10 protein-coding genes and 1 pseudogene are annotated in these 12,255 nt (G+C 39.1%); 7 read left to right on the forward strand and 4 right to left on the reverse strand.

From position 1 onward, the window contains the following. Positions 1–30 precede the first annotated feature (30 nt). Entirely contained in the window at positions 31–387 is a 357-nt protein-coding gene (locus tag QLH32_RS14815) for a hypothetical protein (protein WP_267980113.1), read from the reverse strand. Between the two features lie 115 nt (positions 388–502). Beyond that, positions 503–2,560: a methionine--tRNA ligase gene (gene metG / locus QLH32_RS14820; RefSeq protein ID WP_283266820.1), complete on the reverse strand. Its 2,058-nt coding sequence runs from the start codon at positions 2,558–2,560 to the stop codon at positions 503–505. Between the two features lie 207 nt (positions 2,561–2,767). Here metG and QLH32_RS14825 point away from each other — a divergent pair. Beyond that, positions 2,768–3,219 (forward strand): annotated as a pseudogene (locus tag QLH32_RS14825) (hypothetical protein). Between the two features lie 554 nt (positions 3,220–3,773). On the opposite strand, the gene QLH32_RS14835 reads toward QLH32_RS14825, so the two are convergent. Further along, positions 3,774–4,271, reverse strand: coding sequence for a hypothetical protein (locus QLH32_RS14835; protein ID WP_283266821.1), 498 nt, complete (start codon positions 4,269–4,271; stop codon positions 3,774–3,776). Between the two features lie 108 nt (positions 4,272–4,379). Between QLH32_RS14835 and QLH32_RS14840 the strand changes: the two genes are divergently transcribed. The 3 genes from QLH32_RS14840 to apbC all read left to right on the forward strand — a co-directional run bounded on the left by QLH32_RS14840 (position 4,380) and on the right by apbC (position 7,032). After that, positions 4,380–4,922: a GNAT family N-acetyltransferase gene (locus tag QLH32_RS14840; protein ID WP_283269360.1), complete on the forward strand. Its 543-nt coding sequence runs from the start codon at positions 4,380–4,382 to the stop codon at positions 4,920–4,922. 185 nt (positions 4,923–5,107) lie between these two features. Further along, complete coding sequence (locus QLH32_RS14845; RefSeq protein ID WP_283266822.1) at positions 5,108–5,644, forward strand: hypothetical protein; 537 nt, start codon at positions 5,108–5,110, stop codon at positions 5,642–5,644. 158 nt (positions 5,645–5,802) lie between these two features. After that, positions 5,803–7,032, forward strand: a complete 1,230-nt coding sequence (apbC, locus tag QLH32_RS14850) for an iron-sulfur cluster carrier protein ApbC (RefSeq protein WP_283266823.1) — start codon at positions 5,803–5,805, stop codon at positions 7,030–7,032. Between the two features lie 18 nt (positions 7,033–7,050). Here the strand turns inward: apbC and QLH32_RS14855 are convergent, their stop codons facing one another. After that, on the reverse strand, positions 7,051–7,623 hold the full coding sequence (locus tag QLH32_RS14855; RefSeq protein ID WP_267980119.1) for a DUF2062 domain-containing protein: 573 nt from the start codon (positions 7,621–7,623) through the stop codon (positions 7,051–7,053). Between the two features lie 311 nt (positions 7,624–7,934). Between QLH32_RS14855 and QLH32_RS14860 the strand changes: the two genes are divergently transcribed. The 3 genes from QLH32_RS14860 (at position 7,935) to QLH32_RS14870 (ending at position 12,251) form a co-directional block, all read left to right on the forward strand. Then, entirely contained in the window at positions 7,935–8,528 is a 594-nt protein-coding gene (locus QLH32_RS14860) for a LysE family translocator (RefSeq protein ID WP_283266824.1), read from the forward strand. A gap of 107 nt (positions 8,529–8,635) precedes the next feature. Further along, entirely contained in the window at positions 8,636–9,205 is a 570-nt protein-coding gene (gene dcd / locus QLH32_RS14865; RefSeq protein ID WP_283266825.1) for a dCTP deaminase, read from the forward strand. 340 nt (positions 9,206–9,545) lie between these two features. Further along, positions 9,546–12,251 carry a hypothetical protein gene (locus QLH32_RS14870; protein ID WP_283266826.1) on the forward strand — a complete coding sequence of 902 codons (2,706 nt, stop codon included), beginning with the start codon at positions 9,546–9,548 and terminating at the stop codon, positions 12,249–12,251. Positions 12,252–12,255 lie beyond the last annotated feature (4 nt).

Below are 12,255 nucleotides of genomic sequence, written 5' to 3' on the forward strand. Positions count from 1 at the left end.
GTTAACACTCTTCAATCACTTATTCTAAATTTACTTTTTGCAGTTTGGTTGAGACAAATCAATAATTTGAGTTCCCTCTACTCGATAGCCAACTTGGCCCACCAGAAAAGCCTGATTTAACTGGGTAATCACCACATCAGATAATGCAACAGAACAAGGGTTCTTCTCAATTGCACGATCTATTGCAGTTTTAAAGTTCGGCATACCAAGAGGAAACAGGATTACAGGTACTTTGTCTTCGCCGATGACACGTTGTCCTTTAATAAACTGGTTGGAGTTAATATTATAATTCTTGGTGGATGCAACAGTCATATCAGCAATACGAACTGCACATCCTGTTGAAAATAACATTGCTGTTACAGTTGCAAGCGCTAAAAACTTTTTCATAAAAAACCCCTTATAAATTAAAAAATAAAAGCGTATGCATCTTATGTATTTATTTAAAAAAATCAATAAAAAAGACTCATAAATGAGTCTTTTTTAGATGAAGGGAAATAATGGCTTAAGACACTTTATCGCCAGCTTTAGCGCCAGATTCAGGTGAGATCACCCAAACACCTTCACCATTTCCAGCAGCAAGCACCATTCCATTTGAGATGCCAAAACGCATCTTACGCGGTGCAAGGTTGGCCACCATCACAACGAGTTTACCTTTTAAGTCTTCTGGTGCATACGAACCACGAATTCCACTGAACACATTACGTGGTTCTGCTTCGCCTATATCCAAAGTCAATTGCAGCAGTTTATCCGAACCCTCAACTATAGTCGCTTCAAGCACTTGAGCAACACGCAGGTCAACTTTCATAAAATCTTCAATACCAATGATTTCAGCTTCATCCACTTTAGGTTCAGGTTTCTTCTCGGCTTTCTTCTCTTTTTTCTTTTCCACTTTTGGTGCTTCTGCCGCAGCAGCCAAAGAATCTTTAGAGGCATCCACCATTGCCGTAACCGCTTTTGGGTCAACACGCTGCATTAATGGCTGGAACTGTGCAATTTCATGTGCCACTAAAATCTGCTTGCGAGATTCAAAGCCAAAGCTTTCAAGCTGTAAGAATGCCTGAACCTGTGCAGCAAGCGTTGGCAATACTGGTGATAGGTAAACCGCAAGCTGACGGAACAGGTTGATCCCCACCGAACAAACATCATGCACCTGTTGCTCCTGACCCTCTTGCTTGGCAAGTGCCCACGGTTTTTTCTCATCAATATACTGGTTGGCACGGTCTGCCAAGGCCATGATTTCACGAATTGCCGCAGAAAACTCGCGTGCCTCGTATGCCTTGGCAATTGAATCACCCGCATCAATAAAGCTTTGAACCAGCTCAGGTTCAGCACAGGTACTGGATAAAGTATTGTTGAAATTGCTGTTAATGAATTTCGCACAACGGCTGGCAATATTCACCACTTTACCGACAAGGTCTGAATTTACCTTTTGTACAAAGTCATCCAGATTTAAGTCTGAATCTTCAACTTTGTCAGAAAGCTTGGAGGCAAAGTAATAGCGTAAATATTCAGGATTCAAATGCTGTAAATAGGTCTCAGCTTTAATGAATGTGCCACGAGACTTTGACATCTTCTGACCATTCACAGTCAGGAAACCATTTACGAATAAACCTGATGGCGTGCGGTAGTTTGCACCCTCAAGCATGGCAGGCCAAAACAGCGCATGGAAATAAACAATGTCTTTACCAATGAAATGGTAGACTTCATTTTGTGAATCTTTTTTCCAGAAATCATCAAAACTTAAATCAGGACGCTTGGTTTTGATATAGTTTTCAAAACTCGACATATAACCAATCGGCGCATCGACCCAAACATAAAAATATTTATTTGGCGCATCTGGAATCTCAAAACCAAAATAAGGCGCATCACGGGAAATATCCCAGTCAGATAAACCTGCATCGAACCATTCATCCAGCTTATTGGCAATCGAAACTGGCAGACGACCTTGATCACGTGTCCATTTTTGTAAATATTCGGCAAAATTAGGAAGCTTAAAGAAGTAGTGGTCTGATGATTTTTCTACAGGCGTTGCACCACTCAAGGTTGAGCGTGGATCAAGTAATTCTGTTGCGTTATAGGTTGTACCGCAGACTTCGCAGGCATCGCCGTACTGATCTTCAGATTTACATTTTGGGCAAGTCCCTTTAATAAAACGGTCAGACAGGAACATGCCTTTTTCAGGATCAAACAACTGTGTGACAGGACGAATTGCAATATTGCCTGCTTCACGGTTCTTAATATAAATTTCTTCTGAACGAGCCTTGTTTTCATCACTATTGGTTGAATCATAGTGATCAAAATGCACACCAAATCCATCAAAATCACGAATATGCTCTTTCTGAACATTGGCAATTTGCGCTTCTGGACTGATGCCATTGGCTTCAGCACGCAGCATGATCGCTGTACCGTGAGCATCATCCGCACATACGTAAGTCACGTCATGACCCATTGCACGCATCGCACGAACCCAAATATCTGCCTGGATATAACCGAGTAAGTGTCCCATATGGATTGGACCATTGGCATAAGGGAGGGCATTGGTGACTAAAATTTTACGCACGGATATTGTTCTCTCATTCGTATTTACAAGGTGGATGATTTTACATGACTTAAGACAGACTTGCACAAGGGAATCGGTGAAATCTTTTTAATCGGATTGGATTGCTTATGCACATTTCAAACTTCACCAAAGCTTCACTTTGGCTTCAATCAAAGTACGTCTGTTTGAATGAAAATAAACACAGCATCAAATCGCTGGGAGAGAAAAATGCGATCTTGGAATTTAGTCTGTGCATCGTTATTGGCAAGTTTGGTTTCTGTCCTTAGTTTTGTAATTCCGTTTTGCCTGTTTTTAAATTTTCAGCAAAATCATTTAATCCATGTGGTGAGTGATGGAATGGAAGTGATGCTCTATCTGACACCATTTTTGGTTATTCTTGCTTTTATCGGCTACTTAATTATTTTGGCTCTCTTGAAATTGCCCATCAAAATTTTTGATCTGCCCCAATTCATTAAAGTAAGCTTGATTTTACTTTCATGTTGGGTATTCTTTGTGAGCATTATTTTATTGGAAGATCAGGTGAATTACATTGATTTTTCAACTTTGAAGATTGGTATATTGATGTATTTCATGATGTTACCTATTTTTTTCTAGGTTGTGTGAGTGCGAATGTCTGTTATTTTGTAATGTGTAAGAAGAGGGATGCTTGTTTGGTTTAGCTTTTCTAGATAAATGAATCGTATGATCTTTATCATAAAAATAAAGATCATAGCTTTTGAGTTTATTATTACCATTGATGATGAAATAACCTGAACAGAGTACTTTCCATTGATTACTTGTATTCTCAGTAATTCCAATCCAAGTATGTCCACTGAATGCGAAAGTATAGTTATCTTTCATCCTAAAATCATCAAAATAGATCGCATCACACCAAAACGTATTTTTGCCAAAATCGACTTTAGAAAATTTCCAACAACTTAAAAATGCAAGATCAGATTCAAACCATTTATCTATTTGTCTATAGATTTTGAATTGATTGATATTTTGGGCAATATTTCGTTCTAGCCGTAAAACTCTTCGTTGTATTCTTCTCTTACTGGTATAAATATATTTTGACCATTTGGCATATCTTGCTTCTTCTCGTTGTTCTTGTGCAGATGGTAAGAGTTCATCTTGAGTCATATCGATTTTTTATAAAATAGATCTATTGATTACAATATTTACAGTATAACTTAATTTTTTGTAGAGAAAGGAAAGTATGTATCCCGAAAGATTACATACTCTGCATTTGTTTAACCGTTACGCTTTGCTTTGAATTTTTTCTCAATGAAATGATCTTTCCTTTAGATAGGAAGTGAATGTGATAGTTTTTTAGACCTTTCACTTTTGGATCAACTGTAATCTCGACATACAGTGGAGTTTGCCAAAGCTCATCACTTCCCAAAATACCTAACCAAGCCTGAGCTTTAACCGCAACAGTAAATTCATCTTTTATAGTTAGGTTACTGATACTGAGTTCACTACACCAATGTATTGTTTTTGGAAACTCTACCTTAGAAAATTTCCAGCATGCCAACAAAGCCATACTGCTTTCAATTGAAGCCTGATCATTGCTTTCATTATGAATGACAGGAAGTAATTGTTTAGCTAAATCCTGTTCAAAAGAATCAATCATGTTCTGGATTCTTCTTTTACTCGAAAGGATATAGTTCAAACGTTTTTCTTGTGCCTGAAGTTCATGTTGAATTTCTAAAAGTTCATGTTCATTCATAGATGCTATTTTTACAATACAGTGCGATTCAGAGAGAGCGGAAGTATATCTGAACTTATTCCCCATATTATTTATACTTTTTTTAATATCGACCCAATGGTTCTAAAAATGATCGAAACCCCAAGACTGATTTTACGACAATGGTTGGCTAAAGATTATCCGCATTTTGCCGAGATGAGTACCAATCCTCAGGTCATGGCCTATTTCCCAAAATTGCTCAACCCATCTGAAAGCAGCGCTTTCATTGATAGAATAAAGGCTCTTATTGAGCAACAGGGCTGGGGCTTCTGGGCGGTTGAATTAAAGGAGAACCATCAGTTTATTGGATTTGTGGGGTTACATTCACAGCCAGCACAATTTTCATTTTCACCCTGTGTTGAGGTTGGGTGGCGTTTGAATGAACCCTATTGGGGGAAAGGCTATGCAACGGAAGCCGCAAATGCTGTATTGGCTTTTGCGTTTGATCAGTTGCAACTAGATAAGGTGGTGTCTTTCACCACGGTGGAAAATGAAAAATCACAAGCTGTAATGAGAAAACTAAAAATGAGAAAAATCACGGAATTTCAGCGTCCAGTACTGAAGCCAGATCACCCATTAAGTTGGCATGTTTTATATGAAATCTCTAAGAAAGAGTTTCAAAGTCAAAACTGACATGATTCATTGATAGGATTTTTATATCCAAAAATTCAAAAAGTTATCAATCAGCAATGATTTGAATCTTACTGTATCCCAATTGTTTCAATTTGCAGCAATTCCGCCAAGCTTTGGCAGAACCTTGTATAAATATAGGTAGAAAACAATTGTAGCTTTCACGACATAACAAGAGGAATAACACCATGAGTAATGACAAAATTGATCAGTTAAAAGATTTTGCCGCGAAAGACTTGGCACAGACCAAGGCAGACTTTCAGCAGGCAAAAGATAAAACCAGTGAGGTGGGCAAAGACATTAAACAAAAAGGTCAGGAAACTGTCGAAGATGTTAAAAACTTTGCATCAAAAGACCTTGAGCAAACCAAAACTGACTTGCAGCAGGCAAAAGACAAAGCGAGTGAATTGAAACAAAAAGGTGAACAAGCGCTGGATGACTTAAAAAGTAATGCAAGTGAGCAATATGATGAAAGTAAGGCCGCTTTATCAAGCAAGGCTGATGAACTGAAAGATAAACTGGCTGATACGCAACATGCGGCGAAAGAGAAGTTTGAGCACTTTAAAGAAGAGGCAAGTCATAAACTTGATGATGCAAAGGCAAAAGCCGCTGAGTTAAAAGATGAGGCTGCTGCAAAACTTGATGACCTGAAAGCCCAGGCGAGCAATAAGCTGGATGATTTAAAGAAAGCTGCAACCGATGCTGTAAATAAACTCAAAGGTTAATCATTGCTAAAGTTCTAAATCATGGACGTTCATATTGAGAGAAGAAAATACGCTATAAAAAATGAGCAATTATCTTCGTAGATGTGAGCGTCTATTCTGCAATACTGCTAAACTAACCAAACTCAGTGATATGTTGATCTGTTTTTGGAGTAAACAAAATGTCGTGGCTTTCTTCCTTAAAATCTGTTTTTTCACCTGCGCAAGAAGTCAAGGAAGATGACATTCAAACTGTTTTACAAAACTATATCCTGCCATATTCAGAGAATTGCTTAAAAGACCGTATTAGTCAGGTGAATGTACAAGGTCGTATTTTACAACTGACCATCAATACCTTTCCGCAAGAAAAAGACCATCTACAACAGATCCATGATGAGCTTGCCGAAGCATTGGAAAAGTGTGGGATTCAGGAACTCAATCTTCATATCATCCAGCAAAAACATGCAGCACATGGCGAAGCTGGGCATAGCTGTTCATCCAAGCCTAAAGTAGAAAATACCAATTTACCGCCAGTCATGGATGCCTCACCTAAAGCTGAAACTGATCCCAATAATCCACCAATTCAAAAAGCTGCGCCGCAGCAACGTGATGTGGCAGCCCATCCACGTATCCAGAATGTGATTCTGGTATCGTCGGGTAAAGGTGGGGTCGGTAAATCAACAACAACAGTCAACCTTGCACTTGCCTTGCAGCAATTGGGTTTAAAAGTTGGGGTCTTGGATGCAGATATTTATGGCCCAAGTATTCCAACCATGCTGGGTAATGCGGGTAGAACCCCCCTGATTGAAAATGAGCACTTTGTTCCACTCGATGCCTACGGCATGGCGGTACTGTCAATTGGGCACCTGATTGGTGCAAACAATACTCCTGTGGCTTGGCGGGGACCAAAAGCAACAGGCGCACTCATGCAATTGTTTAATCAAACCTTATGGCCTGATCTGGATGTGTTGGTGATTGATATGCCACCAGGCACTGGAGACATTCAACTCACTTTGGCACAGCGTATCCCAGTCACGGGTGCCGTCATTGTGACGACACCACAAAATGTTGCACTCATGGATGCGGTAAAAGGCATTGAATTATTTAATAAAGTGAACATTCCCGTACTGGGGGTGATTGAAAATATGTCCACCCATATCTGCTCTAACTGTGGTCATGAAGAGCAGATTTTTGGTACAGGGGGCGGCGATCAGTTATCTGGGCAATACCATATTCCATTGCTTGGACGCTTGCCTTTAGATGCTAAAATTCGTGAGCATGCGGATAATGGTAAACCGAGCGTGATTGCACAGGATAGCGCAGGGGAAAGCTATATCAATATTGCCCAGGCTGTAATACAACAAATGGAAAAGTTGCCTAAACGCCAAAGAGATGACAAACGAATTTTCTAAAGTAAAAGACCTCTAAATTTAGAGGTCTTTTTTTATCTTGTTATTCATGACTTGAGCATTCTTTCTTTTATTCCATGAATAAATCACACTCCACCGCCATAGCAAATGTGTTGTGAAATAAAATAAAACGGCAAACAGGATCGCTTCTATGACCAGCCCAGAAACAAGAATCTTGGCCAAGCTAAAATCAATATGACCATGACCAAAGTTCTTTAGCCAATTCATGATTTGGTGCAGAACCCCAAGTAGCATGTCTTTATTAATCATATTCACATGATAGATTTTAGTACCAAACCAGAAGCCTAAATATAGAATTGGCACTACCGTAAAAGGATTGGTCAGCCATGCCATACATAGCCCAATTGGCAGGTTCACTTCCAGCCATAAAATGGTCAAAATAATAAATACGCTATGAAAAGGGACTGGTAAAATTCCCCAAAATGTTCCAATAAACATCGCCTTGGCAATTGAGCGACGGTTTACATACCAAAGCAATGGATTTAAGGTGCGTTGACCAAAAATCCTCATAAACTTTAAATTTGCGACCTTTTCCGAAGAGGGTAGCCATTTATGAAAGAATTGCTTAGGCATAAATTGAGGGTTACATATCAGGAAAATAAGTTGGTATACCTATAAAATAGCACCATTTACTTAGTAAAAACTTAAAATGACTTCAAACCTTGGTTATTTTATAAACATTATTTAACCAATACGTTACATTTACCATATTTAAAATTACAAATTTTTATGCAGTGACTTTAGAGTAAAGTGGACTTGAAATTTTAAAAATATAAATAAAACATTTATTTAAATAATCCACCGTCATAAGTGCTTACAGTTAAAATTTTGCTATGGATGAGCAATTGGATTAATGTAAAAACATCTTTTAGTGAGGTCATTCAATGATTTCATGGTTTTTTATTGGTTTAGTCATAACCATTTTGCTTACTCCTGGCCCAACCAACACCTTGCTTGCATCCTCAGGTATTCAGGTGGGGTTGCGTAAATCGTTATTACTCATTCCAGCAGAGGCGATTGGCTATATCATTGCAATCAGTGCATGGGGAATACTGATCGGTAAAGTTTCCGCTACTGTACCTTTATTGCCCACTTTTCTTAAATTATTGAGCGCAGGCTATATTGTTTTTCTGGCTGTAAAATTATGGCGTACTGCCGATCAGGAGGTGGCATTAAACCAACCAACTATTCGCCCGCGTGAGTTATTGTGTGCGACTTTACTCAATCCTAAAGCCTTATTATTTGCCTCAGCTATTTTTCCAGCAGTGGTGTGGAACAGTCAGCAAATCTACATGGCGCATATGAGTACATTTGTTGCACTGATTCTTCCAATTGCATTGTTCTGGATTTCTGTTGGTGCAGCGCTCGCCACCAATAAAGTAAAATGGTTGTCGCAATCCAAATTACAACGTACCGCATCAGTTGTCTTGGTCAGCTTCTCAATTCCAATTAGCTACTCAGCACTGATCAATTTATAATATTCCAAGCTCTATCAATGATCCCAGAATAGAGCTGTTATTTCCATTGATGTTATTTTACGTTAAAGTACCTCCCAATCATTCACTTCGTCTTTGGATAAAAAGTCATGGCAATAAAATCTGATCGTTGGATTCGTGAAATGAGCGAAAAACACGGCATGATTAAACCTTATGCAGAAAATCAAGTTCGTTTCGATGCAAACGGAGAAAAACTGATTTCCTATGGGGTATCCAGCTATGGCTACGATGTCCGCTGCGCGAGAGAGTTTAAGGTATTTACCAACGTCCACTCTGCCATTGTCGATCCAAAAAACTTCGATGACAGAAGCTTTATTGATATTAAGTCGGATGTCTGCATTATTCCACCCAACTCATTTGCACTTGCACGTACCATTGAATATTTCCGTATCCCACGAAATGTGCTGACCGTATGCCTTGGTAAGTCAACCTATGCGCGTTGTGGCATTATTGTGAATGTCACGCCTTTAGAGCCTGAATGGGAAGGTCATGTGACACTTGAGTTTTCCAATACAACCAACTTACCAGCACGTATTTATGCAGGTGAGGGCGTTGCGCAAATGCTGTTCTTTGAAAGTGATGAAGTGTGTGAAACTTCTTACAAAGATCGTGGTGGGAAATATCAGGGGCAAACAGGGGTGACTTTGCCGAAGACATAGTATTACAATTTGCAACAATCATTTTTCATGGATGGTTGTTGCTATTCTTGTTTTGATAATTGATAAATAAAATTATAAGATTCATACATATAATAAAAGGCTTTTTCGGTTAAAATTTATATTCATTCATCGGAAAATATACCATTCACCTAAATTATTTTGCATTTGTGTAAATATTCGGCATAATGAAAAATGAGATTACATAGGCAAAATTTGTCTATATTTGAGTGATGCTAGGAAGCACGTCTTTAACTCTAAATTTGAGGGTAGATGAAATCACTCAAGAGGAATTTAAGAAAAATAACGCTGGTGCAGAGCATCGTGTAACAGGAAGGTCAAGATGACTACACTTCATACGGTATCATTTCAAAAAACTGTTTTGGCAAGTTTGATTGGCTTATGTTTAAGTCAGTCCGCTTTTGCATTGCAGGAATTACCTGATGATGATTTGGGTGAAGCCACAGGTGAGGGGATTGCATTTTTACCTGAAAACTTTTCTATGCGAATGAATGGTGCAGATACTGCGAATGATGGTAGAGGTACCTACGATACAGGTTATATTCGTCTAATTCCTATTGGGCCATTGCAAGGAAATAAGCGTACAGGATCGGCTGGCAATTATACTTACACGCCGAACTATACCTATAATACAACTGACGGTGAAGTATATGATGGCAATGGACAGGTCATTAAAAAAGCAGATATATTTTTATATGGTTTAAATTTATCTCAGTCAAATACTGATTGGGGGACTTATTATAATGCTTCCAATGCAAATATGAGTTTTGGGAGGGCAATCAATACGTGGGGAACTGCAAATAACCCTTGGATTTTTAAAACTGAAACCAAAAATGTTCAGCAGTTTTCAGGGAATGGGGCTGCAGGTCAGCCTGTTACATTTTTTAATTTTGAAGCTCCACTCTATGATAATAATGTGGCTGGCTTAACGGCTGCTGAAAAATCTGCCTATAACCTGCGATTAAGCCTATGGGGTGATGCCTTTATGCGTGATGCCAACACTGCAGAAGGAAAAACAACCGCTAATGCATACAATGGTTTAAGTAACCAATTACGTTTTAACATGGTTTGGGATGGTTTTAGTGTTAACGGTTCCAACTTTAAAATGTTCCGTACTCTGGGCGGAGTTACAAATCAGCTTGGTTTAAACAAGTCTTATAATAATACTCTGGGTATGGCAGCTCTGGTGCGCTTAAATTCAGGCCCAACAGATGGGCTTGATGCGCGAGGAAAAGTGACTAGTGTAAGTTCAACTAGTAAATGGCAGTCTTACGATGCAAGTAAAATTGTCTATCAGGCAGATAAACTTTCTGAAACCCAGTTGGCCCAGCTAAAGGCTGGTAATTTTTCTTCAATTGGTGGAACAAATGCGGTTGTAATTGCTAATGGGTCTGGAACTGCGCCATCAGGTACAGTTCTATGGAATGGGCCTGTTGTTGCTGGACAGAATGGTACTTTGGCACAGGCGAATCCAGACAGTCCAAGTTATAATCATGTCATCCGTTCCTATGTGCCACTGGGGAATAGTCAGGGCAATAATATCATTGATGATGCAACCCCTAGATCACGAGTGGTTGATGGTAAAACAGTCTATTATAATTACAATACCTTTTGGGTGGACGGAAAATACACAGGGATCGCGGGGGAATTTGGAGATGCCATTGGCTATGGGAAGCGTTCAATTTGTGGTTTGGCTGCAGCGGCGCCAGGAACATCAATCGCTGGTGGTAACGTAGGCCCAGGAACTCAGTGTTTTAATCAGGAAGGCTTTCGTGTCATTAGTGCAGTATCTAGTAATACCAACACTTGGACGCTTCCAGCAAATGCCAGAAAAAGTGTACTGAGAATTAATGCGACACCAATTGTGGATAAGTCTACGCCAGCATTGGGGGGGATGGCTCCAAGTTTTGATGATCAAGACAAAGGATTATTTCTTTACAGTTTAAATGCGAACTTGGTGATTGGTTCACTTTATCAGCCATTGATTTTTGACGCAAAGGGTGGAAACTTTAGTGTAGAGGTGACACGTGTGCCAAACGATCCAAATGTGTATAGTAAAATTTATACACGTTATGGTTTCGATGCTAATACTAAAGAGGCAAATGGTTCAACTCTAACCTATACAGGTTCAACTTGTAATGTTTACCAGTGTGGTACATCCACTGTTACAGGCTATCAGGGTTCAACAGCAACGCATAGTAGTATTACCATTGGTTCAACTGAATACGATGCAACGAACAACTTGCTCAGTGCTTATAAAGGAATTGAGGCTTATGGTATTTCCTTTGGTTCTTTAGAGTCAAACCCTGATTATGGTCAAAACTTAACCAGTACGGGGCAGCGTGATTATGTACAAACATTTAATACAACAAGAACAATCAAGGATGCAACAAGGTCATATATGATGCGTGTAGATGACAGTAATGCCTTGGGTGTAGGTTGTGGTACTTTGGGATTGTCCAAATGTTATAACTGGTTATCACAATCATCTACAAGTAAAAGCTGGAATGGGCAGGCAGATATTTTAACGTCTATAATAGTTGGTGCAACAACGTATAATCTTAGTTGTTCTCCAGGGAAAAACAATACAGTGCTCGGGATTTGTACCCCTAGTACCAATAATGCAAACACTCCTGCATTTTATCAATATAGAAGTAGTGCTACAGGTACGAACTGTAGTAACGGTAGTGGTGGGGCTACTAATAACTGTAGTGGTAATAATTATGATGTCGCATATTATATCAATCCCAATTACAGCACTTCGTCTTGGACAAATCCATGGGCCAAAACAAACAATACAGTACGTACTCAGAATACCAATTATCAGATTTTGGGCCAGCAAACAGGTTGTTTAAATAACTGTGGTGTAAATGATTATAATACAAATGGCACATTAAAAAATTCAATTCCAACGACCTTTCCAACTGATCTAACCTCAGCTAGAACCCTTTCCAATAATATGGGGTCGGCTGTAATTGATGGTTTGCTTATTCAGCATATGAAATTGACCACCACAGGTTTAAACTAAGGAG

This window comes from Acinetobacter corruptisaponis (assembly GCF_030053775.1).
Lineage (GTDB): Bacteria > Pseudomonadota > Gammaproteobacteria > Pseudomonadales > Moraxellaceae > Acinetobacter > Acinetobacter corruptisaponis.